Origin of the sequence: Blautia sp. AM47-4, from assembly GCF_003479865.1 — a bacterium.
Lineage (GTDB): Bacteria > Bacillota > Clostridia > Lachnospirales > Lachnospiraceae > Fusicatenibacter > Fusicatenibacter saccharivorans.
This window is the reverse complement of the sequence record NZ_QUHY01000003.1, coordinates 127,351-151,653: the sequence shown is the minus strand read 5'-3', so window position 1 is coordinate 151,653 and position 24,303 is coordinate 127,351. Positions and strand designations below refer to the sequence as shown.

Genomic DNA, 24,303 nt, shown 5'->3' with positions numbered 1-24,303 from the left:
AGTTACAGATGGCATTTATCATAAAGTGGAATCTTTCAATAGGCATAGTCGCATTTATGGCATATGTTGTACAAAAAATAATGGGGAAAAGGCTCGGTCATTACTGGAGAAAGATAGTCTGGATACTTCTGACACTTAAAATGTGCTTTCCGTTTTGGAGTGTGACAGAGAAATTTCGGCAACATCCTTTTATGATTTCTATGCCGGCATATTATATCGGGGAACAAAATCAAAAGACCGCGATCATGACGAAAATGGGAAACGTTTCAATTCGAGGGTGGATGTCAGGCGAAAAATTTTTGCTGTATATATGGATTGCAGGGATGATTTTATGTCTTTTGTTTCACGCAATACAATATAGAATATGGAAAAAAAGAATATTTGCAGAATGTAAAAAGATGCAAAAAAATTCCGTATTAGAAGCTCTAAAAAAAGCAAGCGAAGTTTGTAAAATAAAAAAAACAGAAATCTGGGTCTGTGAAAATCAAGATTTTTATTCTCCTATGTTGTTTGGTGTACGAAATACAAAGATATTGATTCCACAAGGAATGCTGGAAACGGAAAATTACTCCTATGAAGAATGGTATTTGATTTTTTTACATGAATTGACACATCAGAAAAAACACGATTTATGGTATAAAATGTTTCTTCAAATTATAAGGGATGTTTATTGGTTTTGTATCCCGATGCTATGGGTGCAAAAAATGGCAAATATAGACATGGAATGTGTCTGTGATGCAACTGTTACAAAATATATGAATCTGACACAACGGAAAGATTATTGCAATGTTATTTTGAAAGTGGCTTCAAAACAAACGAGAAAAGAATTGTCTGGAGTTGTTTCGATGGTATCAGAAACAAAGATACTGAAAGAACGATTTTACAATGTGTTTTTAGCAAGAAAAAAACTTCGAATATATATCACTGTTTTTCTTTTTGGAATAATTATCTTGAGCTTTTCGGAAATGCAAATAGCGCGGCAAATATGGTCATCATCGTGTATAGAAAATTGTCCCAAATGCAAAGCTGCGGTACAAGGAGAAGTGGTTTGGGATGGATGGGAAAATGAAAAAAATGTAGTATGTACACATCAATATGCATGGGGAGATGACTTACAGAAAGCCAGATATGGAGTAGAAAAAATCAGGTGTAATGAATGTGGAAATTTTTTTGAGATAAAGATCAGGCAAGAAAAAATAGTCTGCCATGGGTATAATGATTAATTAGACAAATGTAGAAAAAGATTGACAAAAAGTAGGAAGTATGGTATTTTTTGTTATACAAATGTAGAACGTACGTTGACAGGTATAATAAATTTTTAAGGAGAAAAGTATGAAAGCGGTAAAGAAAAAAATTTCCATTTTTCTAATGACCTTAATGTTGGCCAGTACATTTTCTGCCAATGTAACAAAAGCGGATGTTATCGAAAGTAAGAATACTTTTGCGTATGAAGAAATTATGCCGTATGCTGCAGTTTGCCCGAGATGTGGAGGAAGAATAACATCGTCAACCGTATGGGGAAGCTGGATAAGCAGTGGTACAGTTACATGTACTCATGGTCACGCATGGGGAACTGATTTGAAGCAGTATAGAACAGGAATAAAAACTACAAAATGTTTAAATTGTAACGCAGGAAATACTGCTAATGTGAAAGAAACAAGAACAATTTGTCACGGATATGATAATTAATGGTTAAAACACAAGGCTGTTGTATGATATGTAAAAAAACAGAAGTCATGCAATAGCCTTGTGCTATATAGAAACATAGGGGGTAGCATAATGATGGGAAAAAGGTTGAAAGAAATTTTTGGTTTGATTCTGATTAACATCACATTAGTCAGTGGGAGCTTAAATGCAGAAACGGTATATGCAGATACGCAAGCCAAGATTGAAATTGAGAAAACGGAAATGCCATTAAAAATTTGTGTTGATGAAGAAAATAAAAAAACGGTACTTCAAATAGTGGCAGCCTGGAAGAAAATATATAAAAATAATGGAGTGGAATTAATGGTAATCCCATCAGGGCAAAAGGCTTCGGAAGAAAAAGTACAGGAGATCCAGAATGAAATTACGACGGGAGAAGGACCGGATGTATTTTTGGCAGAGGGGCCGAATCCGACCTGGAGTGAGCAAAGAGCAGTTGTTTTTGAGGATCCCCAAAAAGAAATGTATCAGGGAACCTTTCTTTCGTTGAAACCATACATGAAATATTTTGATATAGATATTTTAGAAGAGAGGATTTTGTCTGCAGGTATGGCTAATGAGGAACAAATACTGCTTCCTATGACATACGATTATTTTCTATATGCATTTACAACACAGGATTTACCGGAAAATACAGAAATATCAAGAAATTGGCTGGAATTAGCCAGACAAAAAGAAAAAGCAATTCAACAGATTGTAGGGCAAAGAAGTGGGGTTCAATTTTTTGATACATTTAGTGAGGTAGTTGATTATAAGAAAAAAACACTTCTATATTCGGAAGAGCAAATAAAAAAAGTTTTGGATGAAACAGCAGCATTAAAAACAAGATCATTAGCTTTAAACTGGAAAATAAAAGATACAGGAGTAGTAAGTCTAAATGATTTGGAAGAACTTGGAGGTGAAAAAACAGTTCATACGGTATTTGCAATGCCGAATCAGGAAGGCGGATTCACTGCAAATGTTACACTTTATGCAGGAATTAATAAGAACACAAAGCAACCTTTAAAAGCAGTCTCCTTTTTACAAATGCTATACAGTGAAGAAGTTTTATCAGGAAAAGGAATAGAGTTAGAAGATAGAAGAGAGGCAAGCAATATAAGATTTCCGCAAGGGGTTTCTATTTACAAAAAGGAACTGGAAAAACGAATGCGGAGTCTTTCGAGACAAGATCAAAAACAAATCAAAACGATACAGGAAGAAGTAAAAACCGTTCGATTTTATTCGATATGGGACAGGGAACTTAATTCCTTACTATCTAAGTATGAGGCGCAGGAAGATGAAAAGCAAAAAGAGCATGTCTTTACAGAAACAATACAGAAATGGAAGGAAAAGATACAAAAATGACATAAAAAATCAGTTCTGTGGAGTGAGAGTTGCAAGAAACAGATTTTCCGGAATACTGTGGAACAGTCTGTAAATGAAATCGTTGTTCTATGATATTCAAGGGTGAGAGCTCAAAAAATAGGCTTTTCACCCTTGCTTTAGAGATCAGTTAATGATCTGCGCTGTTTAAATGCTAAGCAACATATATAAAGATGCATATCAAAGAGTATTATTTTTGACAGGAATTTGTCCAATACATGAGACAAAAAACAGTCCAAAAAGTGCAACAAAAAAGTCAAATCAGAACATTTCCTTTCTTTGCGGGATATGCTAAACTTTTTCTATCATAAGAAAAAAGGATGTACGAACAGGGGTTTTTACGTACCGTCCGGAAAGAGGAATTTTGATGAAAAAACAGTATTTCTGCAATCCGTTAAATATGGATTACCGTTACCAGTTTATCGAGGATATGAGAAGCGGCGAGGACAAGATTTCCCGCGAGGCCGCCGATCCGTCGATGATTTTATTTCAGGGAAAATATTATATTTTTGCATCCATGACGTTGAGCGTCTGGGTTTCGGAGGATATGGTGCACTGGGAGAGCCACCGGCTGCCGGAGAGCCTGCCGCTGTATGACTATGCGCCGGATGTGCGTGTGATCGGCGATTACGTGTACTTCAGCGCATCCCGTCGTGGCACGATCTGCGATTTTTACCGTACGAAAGATATCTTAAACGGTCCGTTTGAGCGTATTCCGGGAACCTTCGATTTCTGGGATCCGAACCTGTTTCTTGATGATGACGGAAAGCTCTATTTTTACTGGGGATGCAATAACGTGACTCCGATCTGGGGTGTGGAGCTTGACCCGGAGACGATGGTTCCAAAGACAGAGAGAAAAGAACTGATCTACGGTCAGCCGGAAAAAATCGGATACGAGCGCGTCGGAGAAAATCATTCCAAAATGCCACTGAGTGAAGAAGAAGCTGTTGAAAAATTCAAAGAATTTCTGAAAGCACAGGGAAAAGATGCGGATCATCTGACGGAGGAGCAGATCGGGTTTGCCAAAATTATGTTCAGTCAGAGACCGTTCATCGAGGGCGCATGGATGACGAAGCATGACGGAACCTATTACCTCCAGTATGCCGGCCCGGGAACGGAATACAACGTTTACGGTGACGGTGTTTACGAGAGTGATTCCCCGCTTGGCCCGTTCCGTCTGGCAAAGAACAATCCATATTCCTATAAACCGGGCGGATTCCTGCGCGGTGCAGGCCACGGTTCGACGATGGAAGACCGCTATGGAAACTGGTGGCATACCGCGACAATGCAGATTAGCAAAAACCACGATATGGAGCGTCGCGTCGGCATCTGGCGGGCAGGCTTCGACAAAGATGGTGTTCTGTTCTGCAATCAGCAGTTCGGCGACTGGCCGATGGCAGTGGAGCAGGCAAAAGAAGATCCATGGGCAAAACCGGAGTGGTATCTCTTAAGCTATCAGAAAGCAATGAGTGCATCGTCCTCTGAAGAAGGCAGAGAACCGTCGTTTGCGGCAGATGAAAATATCCAGACCTGGTGGCGCGCCGCCGGAAATCAGCCGGGCGAGTGGATTTCGATGGATCTTGGTGAGGTAAAAGATGTCCGCGCCGTACAGATCAATTTTGCGGATGATAAAATCGATGTACCCCTGCCGGGCGAGCGTCAGGGAGAACGATATATCGACCCGAGCCAGCATAAAACAAGATGGCTGCTTGAGGCATCCGCCGATGGAACAAACTATTTTGTCCTGGCAGACAAATCAGATGCAGAAGCTAATCTGCCACACGATTTCGTTGTAAAAGAAGAGGGTGTACAGATCCGCTATCTGAAACTTACTGTTTTTGAAGTACCGTATAATCAGAATCCATGCATCTCCGGCTTTCGTGTCTTCGGACTCGGCAACGGCGAAAAACCATTCGCACCGCAGTATCAGGCAGAACGAACCGGAACCATGGATATGCGCATCACCATTGAGCCGCAGACAGACGCCGTCGGATACAACGTCCTCTGGGGTTTTGCTCCGGACAAGCTGTATCACAGCTGCATGACCTTTATGCCGGAGCAGAATATTGGCGCGCTGGTCGAAGGCGAAACGGTATATGTGAGAGTCGATGCGTTTAATGAAAATGGAATTACGGAAGGAACCGTAAGGCCGCTTGCATGATACAATTATATTGAAAAAGCAGAAAAACAGCTCAGGTGCTCTTTGGAGAAATGAACATTAGAAATAAACGGATTGAACATAAGGAGTATTTATGGAAATACATGAATTACAGCAATTGCTGTCAGAAATGTCTTTGCAGGAAAAAATAGGACAGATGGTACAGCTTACCGGTGTATATTTTGACAAAGAGGCAGTGCTTACCGGTGTTGTTGGCGAACAGTTACCACCGGAATGGATCATTCAATATGCCGGTTCAGTGCTAGGAGTGATCGGTAAAGATAAAATTTATGATATCCAGAGCAGATATATGGAACAGCATCCCCATCATATCCCGCTTCTCTTTATGGCAGATGTTATCCATGGATGTCGGACGATTTTTCCGATTCCGTTGGGGCAGGCGTGTTCATTTCATCCGGAACTGGTGTCTGAGGCGGCTTCTATAGCTGCCTTGGAGGCATCTTCAGAAGGGCTCAGAGCAACATTTTCTCCTATGATTGATGTTTCAAGAGATCCCAGATGGGGAAGGATGATGGAATCCTTTGGAGAAGATCCATATGTAAATGGGATCATGGGAAAAGCAATGGTAGATGGCTATCAGCAGAAAGATGATACTGGAATAGCGGCATGCCTGAAGCATTTTGCGGGTTATGGAGCAGTGAATGCAGGCCGGGAATATAATGATGTTGAAATATCCCAGCGAACATTTCTGGAACAGTATGTAAAACCTTTCCGCATGGCGTTGAAGGCAAAACCTGCTATGGTTATGACCGCTTTTAATGCCATAGACCGAAAACCGATCAGTGGGAATAAGGAACTTCTCAGAGACCTTCTGCGGGATAAAGAAGGATTTGATGGTACAGTGATCTCAGACTGGGGTTCCATCGGACAGCTGGAAGAACAGGGTGTGGCAGCCGATATGGATGAAGCGGCGGTTCAGGCCATAGAAGCCGGAGTGGATATAGATATGATGAGTCCTGCTTATATGTTCCGACTGGAGGAACTGGTGAAGAACGGACAGATTCCGGAATCATTTATCGACGAAAGTGCATTCCGGGTCCTGATGATGAAAAATCAGCTTGGGCTTTTTGAAAATCCGTTTGCCGGTCTTGGCAAGAGTGGAAAACTTACTCTGCATAACCGGGAAAAAGCATATCAGCTGGCTGGCGAAAGCTGTGTCCTTTTGAAAAATGAAAAGCTGCTGCCATTAAGCATGAAGAAGAAAGTTATCTGGGCAGGTCCTTATACAGCGTCAAGAGAATTCTTAAGCCGCTGGTCAATTTTTGGAGAACATGAGGCAGTTGAAACAATAGAAGATATTTTACAAAAAAAGCAGATAGAAGCAGAATGTATTACAGGATGCAATATTCTTTCTGATGAAGAGTGTAAAGTATGGCAGGTGGAACAGGAAGTGTCTGACAAGCCAAGGGATGAGCAGTGGCTGGAAACGATAACCCATGAAGATACGGTTGTATGTGTACTTGGGGAACATGAGTCCCAGTCAGGAGAGGCTGCCAGCAGGGCATTCCTGACTTTGCCGGAAGAACAGCAGGTGTTATTTGAAAAAATAGCAGAACGTACAAGTAATATTGTGACTGTGGTAATTACAGGAAGACCATTGGACCTGCGGAGGATATCAGAAAGATCCAAGGCTGTCATTATGGCATGGAGACCCGGCACTATGGGAGCTGAAGTAATCATAGATCTTGTGTATGGCAGAATAAACCCTTCCGGCAAATTAGCTGTGAGTATCCCATGGTGTGTGGGACAGGTGCCCATAAGCTACTGGGATGTAAAAACCGGGCATATATTTACAGAAGATAATTCAGAAAATCGTTTCACCAGCAGATATATGGATATCCCAAATACGCCGTTATATCCATTTGGCTATGGATTGTCCTATACAGAGTTTGATATTTCGGACATTGATGTGCAGACAGGACAGGATAAAAAAGTACATATACATTGTAATGTGTGCAATACAGGGAATGTTGCGGGAACAGAAGTAGTCCAGTGTTATTATGAAACATTATATGCATCTGTAGTACGTCCAAAGAAAGAACTTGTCCGTTTCCGGAAGGTTTTCCTGGAGCCGGGGGAAAAGAAGGATGTAGATTTCTTGATTGACCAGGAAGAATTTTCATATTATGGCAAAAACATGGAAACCGTCAGCAGCGGAATGAAACTGCGTATCAGTATTGGAAACAGTAGTGACCACCTTGTTTCTGAGAACATTATACGAGCATAGGAGGGAAAAGAGACATGAAGGATTTTAAAAATGATTTGATTTATTATCCTAATCCGGACCCGGTCAAGGAACCGAGATTTATTTTAAATTCTGTAGATGAATTGGAAAAATCAGCAAAATACAGTGTTACCTGCAATGGAACAGAGCGAGTGGTATACCATACAGATTCGTTTGACTATGTTGTAGTAGTAGATAACGAAGCGTATGATCTGGAGATTTCAATCCATGCATCATATGAAAAACTTGAAATCCGTCCGTCCAGCTTTGGCATAGTTCCTTCTGTAAAAGGAGAAACAGTCCATATCCATCTTGATGAGCCGAGAAAGTTTACTGTAGAAACAGATGGTGGTCTTCATGATGCATTGTTTGTACTTTGCTCGCACAGGATTGAGAAACCGGCAGATACCACCATCTGCTTTGAAAAGGGCAAGGTATATAATGTAGGAGTTCTTACCTTAAAGTCCAATGATACGGTTTATATTGAGGAAGGTGCTGTTGTATCAGGGTGTGTATATGCAGACCATTGTGACAATATTTCCATTGTAGGAAACGGAATTATCAACGGAGCCTGCTGGCATCTGCCGGACAGTAATGCACACCGTTTCTTTATCTATACCAAGTGGTGTAATAATGTACTCTTAAAAGGCTTTACGGCTGTAGACGGACCTTCCTGGCATGTAGTTCCTGCGGCGTGTGACCATGTTGTGATTGATAATATGAATATTATGTCGAGGATTGTAACGGGAGACGGTATTGATATTACGAGCAGCCAGGATGTAGAGGTGAAAAATTGCTTTATCCGTTCCACAGACGACAGTATCTGCATCAAATCCCAAAGATTGTTTGAAGATCCGTCAACGGTACGTGATGTAACAAAAGTGCGTGTTCACAATAACGTAATCTGGAATGCAGAACCCGGTAATGCCATAGAGCTTGGTTATGCCCTCCAGAGCGAAATCCACGACCTGGTATTTGAAGACTGTGACATCATACACTGCCAGTATGAAGGAAACATGGGTGGTGCGGCGATTTCCATCCATCAGGCAGATGGCGGTCATGTTCATGATATACATTATAAAAATATCAGAGTAGAGCAGGCAGAACAGAAACTGTTCGATATTAAGGTTTTGCTTTGCAAATATACGGAACAGCTTGCCAAAGGAGAGATTAATGATATCTATTTTGACAATATCCAGGTGCTGAACGGAGATATCCCGGTTTCCGTGATCCGGGGGTACCAGACACCGACAGAAGAAGTACGTGTTCATGATGTCCATTTTGATAACATTACTTTTATGGGGAACAAGTGTGAAACCTGGCAGGATATGCGGCTAGTCACAGAACTGGCAAATGATATTTACGTCAACGGTGTCAGAACATGCAGACAGATGAAATTCTGAGAATATTACCATATAGGGAAGATTCAACTTCTTAAATGAATATAGTTTTTTCAATTATATTGAAAAAGCAGAAAAACAGTTCAGGTGCAGAAATGCACTTGAACTGTTTTGACGTTAGGCGTATCAATGACTAGTCCAGCCGACCTAAATGGATCAAGGAAAATTTTACACTTGTTGATTTACCGCTCTTTCTTCATCTCAAACACCAGCGCAATCGGTGCGGAGCCTCGTCTGTATCCTGCCGGGACGGTCATACAAAGGCCGCCTTCGACTTCTTTGAATGCAACATTTTCTCCGTTTTCCACCATACAGATCTCCGAAATCTTCGTCTCGGTATACGGTACGAAAATTTCTGCCTCTACCGATTCCTGTACCGTCGGATATAACCGGAATACATAGACAGAATCACCTTTCTGTGTGAACGAAAGGGTTCCGCTCTGGTACGGCGCGCAGACGCGGGTTCCGTAGATGGCATCGCCGAAGGTTTTCATCCACTGGCCAAAACCGTTCAGGCTGTCCCAGGCATCGACCGGGATGCGGCCGTCCGGCTGTGGGCTGACGTTCAGCGCCATGTTGCCGCCTTTGGCAACGATGTTGACAAGCATGCCGACAAGCTCACGTGGAGATTTATAATGGTCGCCGTATTCGTATGTAAAGTCAACGCCGAGGGTAAGGCAGCTTTCCCACGGAACGTTCAGCGGTTCTTCCGGAATGCAGAGCTCCGGTGTCACGTAGTTTTCGTAAGCACCGCCGATTGTACGGTCAACGGAGAGAATCCACGGCTGAATCTTACGTGCTTCCTCAACGATCTTTCCAAGCTCAATATCCTGGCCGTTGCTCTCAGAGACCCAGCCCGCGTCGAACCAGAGAATATCCAGTTTACCGTAATTTTCACAGAGCTCCAGAACCTGATTTTTCGTATATTCTTTAAAACGGTTCCACACTTCCGGATATTCCTTTGGATCGTAGGAAGGTCCGCGGGATGTCAGACCATCTTTTCTCAGATCTTCTTTCCAGTAGTCCGGGCAGTGCCAGTCGGCTTTGGAAAAATAAGCACCGATGCCGATGCCTTTTGCACGGAATGCATCAAACATGGATTTTACAATATCCGCATTTTTATGTTCATGGAACGGGCAGTCCTCTGCAGTTGTTTTATAATCTGTATATTTGGTGTCCCAGAGGCAGAATCCGTCGTGATGCTTTGTGGTCAGAAGAAGATAACGGAATCCGCAGTCCTCTGCCATCTGCGCCCATTCCTCCGGCTGAAAGCGGACCGGATTAAACGAACGATTCAGGCCGAAATACTGTTTTTTAAAGGTTTCGCCGTCCGTCCAGTTTACCTGGTGGCGGGACCAGTCGGAATCCTTGTCACTTAATGCCCAGGAAGCAACCATGCCGGGCTGGCAGTACAATCCAAAATGCATCATCAGCGCAAGCTTCTGATCCCGGAACCATTCGAGCTGCTGCAGAACAGCCGGATCGGTCGGGCACACATATGTTTCAGCGGCGCTGTAGTTGTGGACACCCTGGGAAACAATTTCCTGTTCTGGATCAGCGGGCGCTTCATTGTCCCGGATATCGATGATCGGTTCCGTTGTTCTGTTTTGTTCTTCGTGTTCTAAGTTCTCTGTGCTCATAAGAGAGTCTCCTTCTCGTCAAGATGAAATTCACACCAATACTCGAAAATACAGCCAGAACCCGTAAAGAGCCGGTTTTGGCACTAAAATAAGAAAGAATCCTGCCCGGAGGGCTTTTTTTTTGTAGAAAAAACCGCGGCGACCCGATGACGTGCAGGCGGCCGCGGATCGGACAGGAATCCTGTCCTCGAGATAGTGTGTGTACGGACTCCCGACACCGGGATATCCGTCTGTGTTGTCTATAGAATACCATATAAATGTTAAAAAGTCACCCTTTAAATTTAAACAAAATGTTCATAAAAAATAGGTAAAAGTGAACAAAAAGAATCGCAAAAAAATCTGAAAAAATAACCCCCACGGGGGTTTGCAGGACGAATTTTAGCGTAGTAAAGTAAAAAAAGAAAAAAACAGAAAACAAAAAGGAGGAGAACATTATGCATATGGCTGATGCGTTGGTTGCGCCTGCAGTGGCTGCAACAATGTATGTCTGTTCCGGCGGAGCAGCTGGTTTTTCTGTAAAAAAAGTGCGCCTGGAGAGCGACCCGAAAAGGATCCCAGTGATGGGAGTGATGGGTGCATTCGTCTTTGCGGCGCAGATGATTAATTTTACCATTCCAGGCACGGGTTCGAGCGGCCATCTCTGCGGCGGTATGATGCTGACGGCACTGCTTGGACCGTATGCCGCATTCCTGACGATGATAGGTGTGCTGCTGATTCAGTGTCTGCTGTTCGCGGATGGCGGACTTCTGGCACTCGGGTGCAACATCTGGAACATGGCTTTTTACGGGTGTTTTCTTGGATATTTCCTGTTCTGGCGTCCAATGATGAAAAAGGGAATGTCACGGGGAAAAATTGCCGGCGCTTCGATTCTCGGCTGTGTGGTGACCCTGCAGCTTGGCGCTTTCAGTGTGGCGCTGGAAACGCTTGCATCCGGGATAACGGATCTGCCGTTTTCTGTATTTGTGGCAACAATGCAGCCGATTCATCTCGCGATTGGTCTTGTAGAAGGCCTGATTACAGCGGCCGTTCTGCTGTTCGTCTATGAAGCGCGCCCGGAGATGCTTTCATGCAGCGAAGAAAGAACAAAGAGCCGCTTTTCTTTCAAGAAGACAATTGCGATCTTAGGCATCGCAGCACTGGTGATCGGCGGAGCCGTTTCTCTTGCGGCATCCTCCAATCCGGATGGACTTGAGTGGTCCATGGAGCGTCTGACCGGTTCGACGGAACTGGAAAATAACGGAACCGGCGCACATGCAGCGGCGGAAGAGATTCAGGAAAAAACGGCACTTCTGCCGGATTATGGTTTTAAAAATTCTGATTCCACGTTTGGAACCAGTTTTTCCGGAATTGCGGGATCTGCAGTCGTTCTTGTTGTCTGTGTCGGTGCATGCTATGCATTCCGCTTCTTTAAAAAGAAAAAGTCATAAGATGCACGGAACAGGAGAAAGAAATGAATAAACTTGGCAATGCACTATATGAAATCCATCATATGGATATGCTTGCGGCAAAGGACCAGTGGGTGAACAAGCTTCATCCGCTGGTTAAACTTGTTTTAACGGTTGTTTTTCTGACCGTAACGATGTCCTTTCCAAAGTACGATCTGACCGGCCTGCTGCGCATGGGAATTTATCCGATTGTGCTCTTTATTGTCGGCGAAATTTCGTCAAGCGACAGCATCCGGCGGCTTCGGATTGTCCTTCCGCTCGTCTGCTTTGTGGGGCTGTTCAATCCGATCTTTGACCGTCAGGTAATCGGGCATATTGGTACTGCTCCGCTGACAGCAGGGATGCTTTCCATGGTGACGCTGATGATCAAAGGTATTTACAGCGTACTGGCGGCGTATCTTCTGATTGCGACAACATCCATCGAGAAAATCTGTTATGCACTGCGTCTGCTTCATATCCCTGCCATTCTGGTGACACAGGTGCTGCTGACGTACCGCTATGTCACGGTGCTTCTTGAGGAGGCAAACCGTATGACCCAGGCGTACAGTCTGCGCGCGCCGAATCAGAAGGGTGTTCATTTCAAGGTATGGGGAACACTGGCCGGCAGCTGCTTCTGCGCAGCATGGACCGCGCAAATGAGGTGTATGAAAGCATGACTTTGCGTGGCTATCAGGGAGAATTTTACTATACAGCGAAGGAGCCGTGCAAAGCGAAGGACTGGCTGTATATGGGTGTGTGGCTTGTACTTTTTGCCGTACTGAAAGTAACGGGATGAAGCGCTGCGTGGGAAGACATCTATTTGCAACAAGTCGGAAGAAGTAGAAAAGCAACCTGGTGCAGTTGCCTGCACGCGGGAAGAGAAAAGAATTGTCGGGAGATATCAAAAATGAGTCATATTCACATCAATTTTGAACATGTTCATTATTCTTACGAAAAATCAGTCCCGATTCTGCAGGACATCACGTTTACTGCACACGAAAATGACAGCATCGGACTGATCGGCGCGAACGGTGTTGGAAAATCGACGCTGCTGAAACTTCTGGTGGGACTGAATCTGGACTACGAAGGCAGCATCCGTGTGGAGGAAATGCCGGTTGTAAAAGAGATGCTTCCCAAAGTGCGCGAAAAAATCGGCTATGTCTTCCAGGATTCCGACAGCCAGCTTTTCATGTCGACGGTATTTGAGGATGTTGCATTTGCTCCGCGAAATTACGGGCTGCCGGAGGAAGAGGTGGAAAAACGTGTAAACCATGCACTGAAACAGATTCACATCGAGCATCTGCGGGACAAACAAATTTACAAAATGTCGGGCGGAGAAAAAAAGATGGCATCGATCGCGACGATTCTCGCTATGACACCGGATATTATCCTGATGGACGAGCCATCGATTGCACTCGATCCCAGAAACCGCAGATCACTGATCCACATTCTGAACGATTTTGAACATCTGAAAATCATCGCATCGCACGATCTCGACATGATTCTGGAAACGTGCAGTCGCGTGATTCTGATGTCCGGCGGGTGCATTGTCTGCGATGGAGATGCAAAAGAAATTTTGACGAACCAGGAACTTCTCGAGGAAAATGGACTGGAACTGCCGTTCTGCCTGCAGAAGCCGGTGTGGTAGAAAAGGCCGAAAAAAACAAAAGAAAACAACAACCGGGGATATCTGAAATCAAAAAATCAGATATTCCCGGTTGTTGTTTTTAAAAAGAATCCGAAGGTCGAATCGGGATTCGGATTTCTGTTACAAATTTTTCTGGATCGCTTGTCATTCCGTTGTCAATTAAGGTGATTTCCTGCGATCGTCTGTCATAAAGATATCTCCAAAGAAAATTTATACAGCAGTACGAATCGGTTTCTTCTTTAAGTACCGAAACACCAGCAGGCAGATGATAATAGAGGTCAGAGATCCACATGCCGTTGTAATGCCCATCGGGAACAGCGTGTCCGGGAACCAGATGGAAGTCAGATACACACCGGGGATTCTAACAAGCAGAATGGCAATGATATTGTGCAGGAAGGAAAATTCCGACCGTCCGCAGGCACAGAAATAGCCGCTGAAGGTGAAGTGGACTCCAGCAAAAATGCAGTCCCAGATATAACCGCGGATATACTGACCGCCGAGGCGTGCAACCTCCGCATCTGTTGTGAAAAGACCGACCACAGGAACGGAAATAAACTGAATCGTAATAGCGACGATCAGTCCGAAAACGACAGTAATCAGTGCAGCACACCACATGGTCTGTTCGGCACGCTTCTGCTTTCCAGCACCGATGTTCTGCGCGCCGAGCGCCGAAACAGTGGAAAGCATGGAAGATGGAATCAGGAACAGGAAGCTGATGATTTTCTCTACAATACCGACTGCAGCCGCTGCTTCCAGGCCGCGCCGGTTAGCGATGATGGTAATGATGATAAAGGCGATCTGAATAAAACCATCCTGCAGGGCGATCGGAACACCGATTTTAAGAATCTGTCCCATCACAGCTGTCTGAGGGGAGAGATCCGACCGGGTAAGACGGATGCCGGTATCACGTTTGCGGATCGCAATCAGTGCCAGAATGACGCTGAGTGTCTGGGAAAGCGTGGTTCCAAGCGCGGCACCGGATGGACCAAGATGCAGGGCGCCCATAAAGAGATAGTCGAGTGTGATATTGGCCGCACATGCGACTGCGATGAAGTACATCGGGCTTTTCGAATCACCAAGTCCACGGAAGATGGAACTGATGATATTATACGCGGTGATAAATGGAATACCAATGAAACAGATCGTCAGATAAGCGACGGTGCCGGAAACGGCTTCGGATGGTGTGGACATCACAAGTACGATCGGCTTTACCAGAAGAAGCAGGATTACCATCAGCACGACGGAAACACCGAGAAATAAAGTGATGGTATTTCCTGTGCAGCGTGATGCCTGCTTTTTATCTTTTGCGCCGACGGCCTGCGCGATGCTGACAGTCGTTCCCATGGCAAGTCCCACGATGATAACGGTAATCATATGCATAACCTGACTGCCGATGGAAACGGCTGTTGTACTGGCCGCGCCTTCAAACTGTCCGATGATGAAAAGATCTGCCATGCCGTAGAGCGTCTGCAGAAAATACGATAAGAGATAAGGCAGCGAAAAATAGAAAATATTTTTCCAGATACTGCCGGTTGTTAAGTTTCGTTCCATGATAGGGAAACCTCCTGTTGTAGAATGTTACGATTATAGTAAACCCTACAATGATTATAGAGTCAAGAATATAATTTTCTGCACTTTATAAAAATACTTTAGATTTATAAGTTCGAACGTTTTCCGTGTACACTCCTTGACAAATGTTCAAAAAAGAACTATTATACAAAAAAGTTCAAAATAGAACAAATAAGAATATCAAGTTAAAAAAGAAGGTGAAAAAGTATGTTTGATGAACAATGGCAATTTGCAGTGGAGGTAGAACGAAAATACAACCAGTACCGAAAAAAGGTCATGGTGCGTTATGATCTGTCAGCTGCGGAAGTGGATGTTCTGCTGTTTCTTGCGAATAACAGCCAGTTTGATCTTGCAGTGGATATTGTGCGTGTGCGGAAAATGCAGAAATCGCATGTTTCACTGGCAGTGAACAAGCTGTGTGAAAAAGGATACATTCAAAAAGAAACAGATGCGGCGGATCGCAAGAAAGTGCATTTGAAGCTAGAAGAAAGTGCATCAGAAATTATCCGCTTTGGACAGGATTGCCAGAGAGCGTTTGGAGAATCGTTGTTTTCCGGAATTTCCAGAGAAGACAGGGAAGAATTTCTCAGATTATGCGAGCTGATTCGGAGGAACGTGACGGAAAAATAAAAACGCTGAAAGCCAGAGAGAAGAACATAATAGAAAAATAAGACAAAACAAAAACAGAAAGAGGAGGAAAACAGTCATCTGCCCCTAAATGGCAAAGTACAGGAAAAGTGCAACGGATCTAAGCGGATGACAGAAAACTATGACAATAACACAACTTATCGTATGTATTGTGGCTGGTCTTGGCGCCGGCCTTGGCACGGGACTTGCGGGACTCTCCGCAGCGGCCGTTGTTTCACCGATGCTGATTACCTTTTTACACATGCCGGCTTATCAGGCGATTGGCATTGCGCTGGCATCGGATGTGCTGGCATCAGGAGTAAGTGCCTGGACTTATAAAAAGAATAAAAACATTGATATCCGCCACGGCGTGATTATGCTGATATCTGTTCTGATTTTTACACTGGTCGGCAGCTTCGTATCTTCGCTTGTGCCAAATGGAACCATGGGCGGATTTTCGAAAGTGATGACACTGTTTGTCGGACTGAAATTTATCATCCGTCCGATCATGACGACGAAAGAAGTACAGGCAAACAAATCAGAAAAACAGAAAATCCAGCAGTCGATTCTCTGCGGTGTTGTGATTGGATTTATCTGTGGATTTGTCGGAGCAGGCGGTGGCATGATGCTGCTTCTGGTGCTGACCAGCGTGCTCGGATATGAACTGAAAACAGGAGTTGGAACGAGCGTCTTTATTATGACCTTTACAGCTCTGACCGGTGCGATCTCCCATTTTTATATCGGCGGCGCGCCGGACATTCCAATTCTGATTGCCTGTGTCATCAGTACCCTGGTCTTTGCACAGATTGGAGCGAAATGGGCCAACGGGGCAAATGTGAAAATGCTGAACCGCGTGACGGGAATTTTGCTTTGTGCGCTGGGAGTGGTGATGCTGTTTTTCTAACTACGTCAACTGACACTTTAGAAGTTTCCAAATATGATTTAACCAAATCAAGGAAGTCCTTTGCTTCCATGGTGAAAAACAATAAGCAGCGAATCGGATTGAGAATATCTGCTGCTATATAGGAAAAAATCCTGTGGGACATGAACTGCCTCCCAATCTTCAAAATGGAAAGCGGAAGATTGAGAGATAGTTTAACGTCTTGCAGGATTTTTTCTATCATAAAACCATAGATTTTACGCAGATAACCTCAAAATCAGAAAATGGTGTACAACTGGATGAAAAATAAATCAGGATCTCATCGCACCATCCACGGAAAGAATTTCTCCGGTTACATACGAAGCCATATCGCTTGCCAGGAAGAGGAATGCGTTTGCAATGTCTTCTGCCTCACCAATTCTTCGAAGAGGAATGCGGTTGATGAGTGGATCAATCATTTCTTTTGGAAGTGCGGCAACCATATCGGTACGGGTGATGCCAGGTGCAACCGCGTTTACACGGATATGGAAAGGACCAAGTTCCCGTGCGAGGGACCAGGTCAGACCGTTGACCGCATATTTACTGGATGGATAGGCAACGCCGCCCGGCTGGCCGCAGATGCTGACCATTGAGCTGGTATTTAAAATACAGCCGCCGCCCTGTTCTTTCATAATAGCAACGGTTGGAAGGATGCCGTTCATCATGGCGTTGACATTTAGATCCATGACACTGGCAAAGCGCTCTGCGGTATACTTGTCAATTGGTGTACTGTCTGAGACACCGGCGTTGTTCACAAGAATATCGATTTTGCCGTATTTTTCTTTGACTTTGTTGATCTCATCTACCATGGCAGCTGCATCGGTTAGCTTTGGCCATGCACCGGAAACTTCCCAGTCCGGGTTTTCTTCTTTTAAAGATGCAACCGCTTTTGCAACGGTCTCTTCCCGGGATCCGAACAGGACGACTTTCGCGCCGTTCTGCAGAAATTTGTGCACAATGGCATAGCCGATTCCTCTGGTTCCGCCGGTAACAATTGCAACTTTATCTTTTAACATCATACCATTCACCCGATCCCGTTTTTTCGTATCAATGAAAACTGATTATGCAGGCTGTAGTTTTTATTTTTTTAACGATTCGGAGAAAAATGAATTTTGCATGAAAAATCATTTGACTCTGAATGACGATTCGTTTTGGAGAATACAAAAAACGGGATATTTCCTTTCTCTTAAATTTTGTTGCAAATCTTTTCCTTTTGCTTATGTGTGATAAAGAAGTAATAGAAGTGTAAAAAATTTTGCCGTTCCTATCCGGCACATGAGGTATGTCGGATAGGTCGGGCGGTTAGGTGTCGGGCAGTTCTACCTTGCCGACAAAAGAATAATAGATTTCGATTTCCTGTCTGCGTAACTTGCCCCGGCGTTTCCCGTCAAGGGCAACGCTTTCATGGACAACGATTTTCTCCACAAACTCCCGCAGCAGAGTAGGGGTAAGTTCTTCAATGGTAGTGTGCCTGCGTACCACATTCATAAACTTTTCAGCGTTTGCGGTGGCTTCCTGCGCTTTGGAAAGTTCTTCCCGCAGTCTGGCGGCACGTTCTTTCAGTTCTTTCTGCTCGGCTTCATAGTCTGCCGACAGCTCTGTGAAACGCTCGTCCGATATGCGCCCGGTTACGCTGTCCTCATACAGCCGCTTGAAGATAGCAGATAACTCGGCTATGCGTTTCTCGGCGGCTTCCAGCTCCTTTTTCTTGGCGGCGTTCCTGCGTCTGTCCCCGTCCTCATTCTGCTCGATTAAAAGCTTCATAAACCGGGCTTCATGCTTTGCCGCATAGCTGGTAACTTTCCGCAGATTGGAGAGTACGCCAGCGGTCAAGAGGTCAGTGCGGATAAAGTGCGCTGTGCAGTCGGCGGTGCGTTTCTTGTAGCTTCCGCAGATATAACAGTCCTGCTTGCGCTTGTCCGTCTGGTATCGCTGCTGGTACATGACGCTGCCGCAGTCGGCACAAAAGAGTATGCCGGAGAACAAGCCCACTTCGTCATAACGGTTGGGGCGTTTGCGCTGCTTGCGTAACTCCTGCACCCGTTCCCACGTTTCCCGGTCAATGATAGGCTCATGGTGGTTCTCAAAAACCGCCTGCTTTTCCGGGGGATTTTCTATGCTGTGTTTCAGCTTGTAGGACGGCTTCTCGGTCTTAAAGTTTACCAGACAGCCCGTATATTCCCGGTTTTCCAGCAGATGAACCACGGTATTGGTCGCCCACTTGCACTCATAGCCGGGGTGGTAGCGGCGGGTGCTGCCCGTCCTGCGGTATTCCAGCGTCCCCGGCGTGGGGATTTGCTGCTCGGTCAGCATACGGGCTATCTTGGTCGGACCGTTCCCGGCAAGGCAAAGGCTGTAAATCTGCCGTACCACCGGGGCGGCTTCCTCGTCAATGATAAAGTTTTCGTCCTCGTCCATGAGGTAGCCATAGACGGGCTTGCTTGTGATGGGCTTTCCGCTCATGCCCTTAGAGCGTTTTACTGCCTTGATTTTCTTGCTCGTATCTCTCACCAGCCATTCGTTAAAAATGTTCCGCAGCGGGGCAAAATCATTTTCCCCCTGTGCGCTGTCCACTCCGTCATTGATAGCGATGAAGCGGACACCTTTCTGTGGGAAAATCATTTCTGTGTACATTCCCACCTGTAAGTAGTTTCGCCCTAACCTCGACATATCCTTGACGATAACTGTCCCGACTTTCCCTGCTTCAATGTCTGCAAGCATGGCTTGAAATCCGGGTCTTTGAAAGTTCGCACCGGAATAACCGTCGTCGGTGTACCAGCGCAGATTAGAAAATCCATTCTGTTTGGCATAGGTTTCCAAAATCCTCTTTTGGTTGGAAATGGAATTGCTCTCGCCTTGCAGCTCGTCCTCATGGGACAGTCTTGGGTAAAGGGCGGTAATGAGTTGCTGGGTGGTCTGTCTTAACATAAATTCCTCCGTTTCCGACAGCCAGCCCCACTATTCCGTACCTTGATTGTACCACATGGGGCGGCTGTCTGTATAGCGGCAAAAGCGTCAAATCTGCTTCTTTACGGTCGGTAAAAATGACGGTTTTTCAATCAGGCTTATCACAGGTCAAATATCCGGCGGCGGCTTCTGCTTCCAGCACTTTCATCATCTTGTCAGCGGCGGTGTCGGTCGCCCCCTCCTTGAAAAAGCCAGACACCACAAGGATTGTGTTGCCTATCCTCGTTTCGGTCACGCAGTCCGGGCGGCGGGCAGGGCGTTTGTTTCTCTGGGTGTCGGTCATAGGCAAATCTCCTTTCCGGCAAGCAGCCGTTTCAGCTGTTCCATTTTTCCCTGTGCGGCGGCTTTCCTCAAATTCTCCCCGGTAAAGCAGAGAGGGGAACACATTTCAAGCAGGCGGTCATAAATCCGGGCGTGGGCGGTGTCCTCCGGGTGCTGCAATTCCTCCAGCGTGAGGTTGGTCGTCACAATCAGCGGCTTCCTGCTCCGGTAGCGGCTGTCAATCACATTGTAGACCTGTTCCAGACCGTATTCTGTGCCACGCTCCATTCCAAAATCGTCAATGATGAGCAGGGGGAAGCTGCAAAGGCGGGAAATATATTCGTTCCTGCCCGCAAAGCTGGCGGCAAGGTCGTTTAATATTGCTGCAAAGTTTGTCATGCACACCGGGACTTCCTGCTCCATGAGGGCGTTTGCAATACACCCGGCAAAATAGCTTTTCCCAGTGCCTACCCTGCCCCACAAGAGCAGCCCGTAGTTCCCGTCCTTTATCTGTTCCCAGCGTGCCACATATCCGGCGGCGTTCTTCATCTGCGGGCAGCTGCCGTTATCGTTGGCAAATGTCCAGTCCTGCATGGTCTTGTCTGTAAAGCCCTGCCGTTTCAGCCGTTCCACCGTTTCAAGGTGGCTGCGCCGCTTCTCGGCGGCTTCCCGTTCCTTACGGGCTGCCCGCTGGCAGTCGCACTCTGACGGGTGGCGGTCACGCCCGAAAAAGGTCTTGCCCTCCGGGAAATAGGCTTCTTTGGGTTTCCGGCATTTGCCGCAGTATAAAAGCCCGTCCTCCCCGGTGTAATCCTCCGGCTCGGCTGTGGTGTCGGTCATAGGCAGTATGGTGTTGTGGATTGTATCGGTCATAGGCTTTCTCCCTCCTTGAATGAATAGTCCGGTATGCCTTTCTTTGGCTTCTCTTTGGCAGCGTCCTCCTGCGCCCACTTGTAAATGGTGGCTGCATGGCTCTGGTACTGCTTCCCTGTGGAAGCGATGTGGCAGGAAAGGCGGTCAAGGTAATACTCCCACTTGCCGGGGAAGTCCTGTTCCAGCTCCAAAAGTTCTGTGTCAGAAAGAAATACATTTTTATATCTGCCATAAGCGGCGGGGGGCTGCCCCTCACTCGCTCCTTTTGTTTGGCTCTCTATTAGGTTGTTTATATTAGTTTGGTTAGGGGACGGTTTTCCGACCGTCATAAGGTCAGTTTTCCGGCTGTCAGTTGGTCGGTTTCCCGCCCTTATGAGGGGCGGTTTTCCGTCCGTCAGTTGGTCGGAAAACTGTACCACTGGGATAGGCGGCACTTTCACATACAGACGGTTGGCGGCAGAAAAGCCCGTCCGTCTGCGTTCCAGCAGCCCGGCAGCGTCCAGTTCGTTCAGTGCGCCCTTTATGGTGGTGCAGCCTTTATCCAGCATTTCCGCTATCTCTGCTATGGGGTAGACAATGTATGTCCGTCCCTCGCTGTCCTGCCAGCCGTTCTTCTGCGAAAGGGTGGAACGGTCTAACAGCAGCGCATATAACTCTCTTGCGGTGTGGGATAGGTCTGTTTCCAGCAGGAAACGGGGGTAAGGCAGGTAAGCGGGCAGCTCCGTTCCTGCGGTCATATAATCAGCGATAGGGTTCACCTCCTTGTGGTGTCTGTCTGTGGGTTCTGTTACGCTTTTAGGGGGCGTTTTTAAGGGAAAAGGATAAATGTATCACGCACCCTTTGACACCCTCCAAAAAAGCCTTGATTTATGCGGGTTTGAAATGCCCTAAAGCGTGACATTTCTCCCTTTGTTTCCGCTTCCGTTTGGCGGCGTTTATCCGCTTCATGCGTCCGGCGCAGTCCGGGCAGTATTTCCCCCGGTTGGATTTTGGGAAGAAGAACGCCCCGCAGACAGCGCAGCGTTTCCGGCTTCCCCGGCGCAAGAGGGCGGCTTCCAGTGCTTCATCAAGGGGCAGGACAGCGGCGGTAAACCAGCGGCAGAGCAGCGAATAGCTGATACTCTGTACACACACGCAAGGCTCGCCGTCCTCCAACAGCAGGCAGTTCCCGCTGTCATAGTTGCAGCACTCATGCACAAGGCGGCGGGCTGCCCGGTACTGGCGGTAGTCCATGCGGGGGATATTACCGTTCATGGCTCTGCTCCTTTCTGCGCTGCGGCTCGCTCCGGCGTAAAATCTGGTCGATATTGCCCTTGACAGTCTGCAAGCGGCGGTACTCCTCCCGTTTTGCCCGGTAATCGTTGTAGCCGCTGTTTTTCTCTTTGATAAGGCTTTCAATCTCTGCTTGCAGGGATTTATAGCTCGGCAGCTTGGAAATGCCGTTCTCCCTGAAATAGCGGGCGGCTGCGTCTGCTATGATAAAGTCACTTTCATGCTTCTGACGGTAGGCTGCTTTTGCTTTGGCGTTTTTCTGCTGTTTCAGCCCGTCCCGGACAGGGCGGGTCTTGGAATAGGCAAGCACCTGCCGTTGCAGCTCCTTTTTCCCGTTCAGCGTCTTTTCCACCTGCTTCAACCACGCAAGGCTTTCCTGCATGGCGGCATAGGCGGCAGAACAGGCTTCGTCCAGTTCCTCCGGGGAGGAAAAGCCGTACTGCTGATAGGCGGTAACGGTAGCTGCCATTTGCTTTAGGTTGTGCTTTGCCGCCCAGCGGTCATAGCCCACGCCCTTGCCCTCGGCTCGCTTGGCTTCCCGGTCAACCATGCGCTGCAAGGTGTTGTCTGCCGGGGTGGTTTTTGCAGCTTTTTCCCCTTGTAACGGCTTTTTAACTGCGGCAGGGTATTCGGGTATGGCTTTGGTCTGTTCGGCAGCTCTGTGGGCGTTCTGCGTGAGCAGGGCAAGGACAGCAGCCTTGTCAAAATCGTCCCCCAGCTTTCGGGCTGTGATAGGCTTTGTCCTGTCCGGCGTGAGGTAGGAAAGCCGCCCCCGGCTCTCCTTGACGGTCACACCCTCCCGCAGCAAAAGGGAAGAAAACTCGTCAAAGCTGCCAGCTTGGGAAAGTGCCTGCCGTATCGTCCGGCGCAGCTTCGCCTTGTCCGTTTCAAACTTGGTGGGCTTGGTCGGCTGTCCGGCGGCTTCTCTGGCGGCGTTCTCTTTGTCAAGGGCAAGCTGCCCTTTCTTTGCCGCCCAGTATTCCCGTTCGGTTATCCGTTCCTTGCTGCCGTTCAAGAGGTCGATTTGGTAAAGCCCCTCCCGGTGGCACATTTCCATGACTTCGCTCTTGAAATATTCCATAGCGGCGTTGGTGCAGCGGTGCTTGCAGCCCTCCAGCGTGTCGGCTGGTCTGTCCATGTAGGGCAGAAGCGGGACTTCGTAAATCCGCAGGGAGTTGATGACGATATGCACATGGATATTCCCGCTGTGGTTATGCCCGTCCGGGTGGGTGCAGATTAGGCTTGGTGTCCGGGGAAATGCTCCTTGCAGAACTGCTCGCCCAGCTCCTGCGCCCGGTCTACGGTCAAGCCGTTGTCTGTCCCGTCCCGTGGGTCAAAGCTGATGATATAGTGGTGGCTTTTCACATCTTCCCGTTTTTGGTTTTTCTCATAGCGGAGATTGGCTCGCATACAGGCAACAGCGAAATCCTCGCCCCCGCAGTTGAGGGAAGAAATGCGGTAATCCTCCCTCGGTATCAGCCGCCCGTTTTCATCAAGGGTGGCTTTCATGGTAAACTCGTCATGCTCAAATGTGAGATAGGCTTCCGCTGCGCCATAGTCGGCGTTTTTAGAGCTGATATGTTTGAATGTTGCCAACAGCGTCACCCACTTTCTGCAAGACTTCAAACTTTAGGGCAGCAAGGTCGGAAACCGCCGCCCGTACCTCCCCGGCAAGCTGCGGATAGGGACTGTGCCACTCGTTCAGCGTCCGGGCTATCTGGTTTAAGTTGCCGCCGATCCTCCCGTATTCGGCGGTCAGCTTCCCGACAGCGGCAAGCAGCTCGTCATTGATGGGGGAAACGGTTATGATGGGGCGTATGGCTGCCCCGGTTATGGCTTGCCGGATAAACTCGGCTTGGCTCATGTGGTAAGCAGAAAGCCGCTGGGCAAACTCGGCGTATTCTTCCTCGGTCATGCGTGTTTTGACTACCCGGCTGCGGTGCGGCGTGTTGTATCGTTTCATAGGTGGTTGACCTCCTTTCTGTGCGTGGTGTCCTCTCACTAATAGGAGAAAAACAGGGTGTGAAGCGGAACTGTTTTTGAAAAATCCGAAAAATATTTTGAGGGGTTTTTCAGCGGCGCAAGCCGCATAAGCAGGGTTTGGGGAAGGCACTCCCCAACAAGATTCCCGCAGGGGCAAAATGAGCGATAAGCGAATTTTGGCACCTCGGTAGAATCTTGCTCTAAGAAACTGCCGGCCTGCCGTTCACTTGCTACTGCCACTTTTTCAGAAA

The 24,303-nt window shown here is 46.8% G+C and carries 21 protein-coding genes and 1 pseudogene; 12 read left to right on the top strand and 10 right to left on the bottom strand.

Translation table 11 applies throughout. The features are described from left to right. Positions 1-8 precede the first annotated feature (8 nt). The 6 genes from DW965_RS03285 (at position 9) to DW965_RS03260 (ending at position 8,872) form a co-directional block, all read left to right on the top strand. On the top strand, positions 9-1,223 hold the full coding sequence (locus DW965_RS03285) for a M56 family metallopeptidase (protein WP_118666944.1): 1,215 nt from the start codon (positions 9-11) through the stop codon (positions 1,221-1,223). A 109-nt stretch (positions 1,224-1,332) separates the two neighbouring features. After that, entirely contained in the window at positions 1,333-1,689 is a 357-nt protein-coding gene (locus DW965_RS03280; RefSeq protein WP_055220368.1) for a hypothetical protein, read from the top strand. A 90-nt stretch (positions 1,690-1,779) separates the two neighbouring features. Further along, entirely contained in the window at positions 1,780-3,048 is a 1,269-nt protein-coding gene (locus tag DW965_RS03275; RefSeq protein ID WP_119198024.1) for an extracellular solute-binding protein, read from the top strand. Between the two features lie 385 nt (positions 3,049-3,433). Then, positions 3,434-5,227, top strand: a complete 1,794-nt coding sequence (locus DW965_RS03270) for a family 43 glycosylhydrolase (RefSeq protein WP_119198023.1) — start codon at positions 3,434-3,436, stop codon at positions 5,225-5,227. 91 nt (positions 5,228-5,318) lie between these two features. Beyond that, a complete protein-coding gene (locus DW965_RS03265) occupies positions 5,319-7,472 on the top strand; it encodes a glycoside hydrolase family 3 N-terminal domain-containing protein (RefSeq protein ID WP_118697259.1) in 2,154 nt (717 codons plus the stop codon). 14 nt (positions 7,473-7,486) lie between these two features. After that, on the top strand, positions 7,487-8,872 hold the full coding sequence (locus DW965_RS03260; protein WP_118697260.1) for a glycosyl hydrolase family 28 protein: 1,386 nt from the start codon (positions 7,487-7,489) through the stop codon (positions 8,870-8,872). A 179-nt stretch (positions 8,873-9,051) separates the two neighbouring features. Here the strand turns inward: DW965_RS03260 and DW965_RS03255 are convergent, their stop codons facing one another. Beyond that, positions 9,052-10,509 (bottom strand): alpha-L-fucosidase, encoded by a 1,458-nt coding sequence (locus DW965_RS03255; protein WP_199681625.1) that lies wholly within the window; start codon positions 10,507-10,509, stop codon positions 9,052-9,054. A 434-nt stretch (positions 10,510-10,943) separates the two neighbouring features. Here DW965_RS03255 and DW965_RS03250 point away from each other — a divergent pair, with 434 nt between their 5' ends. The 4 genes from DW965_RS03250 to DW965_RS03240 all read left to right on the top strand — a co-directional run bounded on the left by DW965_RS03250 (position 10,944) and on the right by DW965_RS03240 (position 13,581). After that, complete coding sequence (locus tag DW965_RS03250) at positions 10,944-11,936, top strand: energy-coupling factor ABC transporter permease (RefSeq protein ID WP_119198022.1); 993 nt, start codon at positions 10,944-10,946, stop codon at positions 11,934-11,936. 23 nt (positions 11,937-11,959) lie between these two features. Further along, positions 11,960-12,610, top strand: a complete 651-nt coding sequence (locus DW965_RS03245) for an energy-coupling factor transporter transmembrane component T family protein (RefSeq protein ID WP_243036317.1) — start codon at positions 11,960-11,962, stop codon at positions 12,608-12,610. After that, positions 12,607-12,729, top strand: coding sequence for an energy-coupling factor transporter transmembrane protein EcfT (locus DW965_RS19580; protein ID WP_243036315.1), 123 nt, complete (start codon positions 12,607-12,609; stop codon positions 12,727-12,729). Before DW965_RS03245 ends, DW965_RS19580 begins: the two co-directional genes overlap by 4 nt. Positions 12,730-12,840: 111 nt before the next feature. Beyond that, entirely contained in the window at positions 12,841-13,581 is a 741-nt protein-coding gene (locus DW965_RS03240; RefSeq protein WP_119198021.1) for an energy-coupling factor ABC transporter ATP-binding protein, read from the top strand. A gap of 210 nt (positions 13,582-13,791) precedes the next feature. Here the strand turns inward: DW965_RS03240 and DW965_RS03235 are convergent, their stop codons facing one another. Then, on the bottom strand, positions 13,792-15,132 hold the full coding sequence (locus DW965_RS03235) for an MATE family efflux transporter (RefSeq protein ID WP_119198020.1): 1,341 nt from the start codon (positions 15,130-15,132) through the stop codon (positions 13,792-13,794). Positions 15,133-15,357: 225 nt separating this feature from the next. Between DW965_RS03235 and DW965_RS03230 the strand changes: the two genes are divergently transcribed. Together DW965_RS03230 and DW965_RS03225 are read left to right on the top strand one after the other, a co-directional pair. Continuing rightward, positions 15,358-15,780 (top strand): MarR family winged helix-turn-helix transcriptional regulator, encoded by a 423-nt coding sequence (locus DW965_RS03230; protein WP_055226165.1) that lies wholly within the window; start codon positions 15,358-15,360, stop codon positions 15,778-15,780. Positions 15,781-15,919: 139 nt separating this feature from the next. Then, positions 15,920-16,681: a sulfite exporter TauE/SafE family protein gene (locus tag DW965_RS03225; RefSeq protein ID WP_117801823.1), complete on the top strand. Its 762-nt coding sequence runs from the start codon at positions 15,920-15,922 to the stop codon at positions 16,679-16,681. A gap of 287 nt (positions 16,682-16,968) precedes the next feature. Here the strand turns inward: DW965_RS03225 and DW965_RS03220 are convergent, their stop codons facing one another. The 8 genes and pseudogenes from DW965_RS03220 to DW965_RS03185 all read right to left on the bottom strand — a co-directional run bounded on the left by DW965_RS03220 (position 16,969) and on the right by DW965_RS03185 (position 24,032). Then, the gene (locus tag DW965_RS03220) at positions 16,969-17,715 is read right to left on the bottom strand and encodes an SDR family NAD(P)-dependent oxidoreductase (protein WP_199596439.1); all 747 of its coding nucleotides are present in this window, start codon (positions 17,713-17,715) and stop codon (positions 16,969-16,971) included. Positions 17,716-17,998: 283 nt separating this feature from the next. Then, positions 17,999-19,624, bottom strand: a complete 1,626-nt coding sequence (locus tag DW965_RS03215; RefSeq protein WP_002594230.1) for a recombinase family protein — start codon at positions 19,622-19,624, stop codon at positions 17,999-18,001. A 127-nt stretch (positions 19,625-19,751) separates the two neighbouring features. Then, positions 19,752-19,946, bottom strand: coding sequence for a transposon-encoded TnpW family protein (locus DW965_RS03210; protein WP_002594231.1), 195 nt, complete (start codon positions 19,944-19,946; stop codon positions 19,752-19,754). Further along, entirely contained in the window at positions 19,943-20,797 is an 855-nt protein-coding gene (locus tag DW965_RS03205; RefSeq protein ID WP_002594232.1) for an ATP-binding protein, read from the bottom strand. The genes DW965_RS03210 and DW965_RS03205 overlap by 4 nt, the downstream gene beginning before the upstream one ends. Next, positions 20,794-21,534 (bottom strand): replication initiator protein A, encoded by a 741-nt coding sequence (locus tag DW965_RS03200; protein WP_002594233.1) that lies wholly within the window; start codon positions 21,532-21,534, stop codon positions 20,794-20,796. Before DW965_RS03200 ends, DW965_RS03205 begins: the two co-directional genes overlap by 4 nt. A 130-nt stretch (positions 21,535-21,664) precedes the next feature. Then, entirely contained in the window at positions 21,665-22,051 is a 387-nt protein-coding gene (locus tag DW965_RS03195) for a cysteine-rich VLP domain-containing protein (RefSeq protein WP_002594234.1), read from the bottom strand. Next, positions 22,041-23,665: pseudogene (locus DW965_RS03190) on the bottom strand (relaxase/mobilization nuclease domain-containing protein). The gene DW965_RS03195 and the pseudogene DW965_RS03190 overlap by 11 nt, the downstream one beginning before the upstream one ends. Further along, on the bottom strand, positions 23,637-24,032 hold the full coding sequence (locus tag DW965_RS03185; protein ID WP_002594236.1) for a plasmid mobilization protein: 396 nt from the start codon (positions 24,030-24,032) through the stop codon (positions 23,637-23,639). Before DW965_RS03185 ends, DW965_RS03190 begins: the two are co-directional and overlap by 29 nt. Between the last annotated feature and the right edge of the window lie 271 nt (positions 24,033-24,303).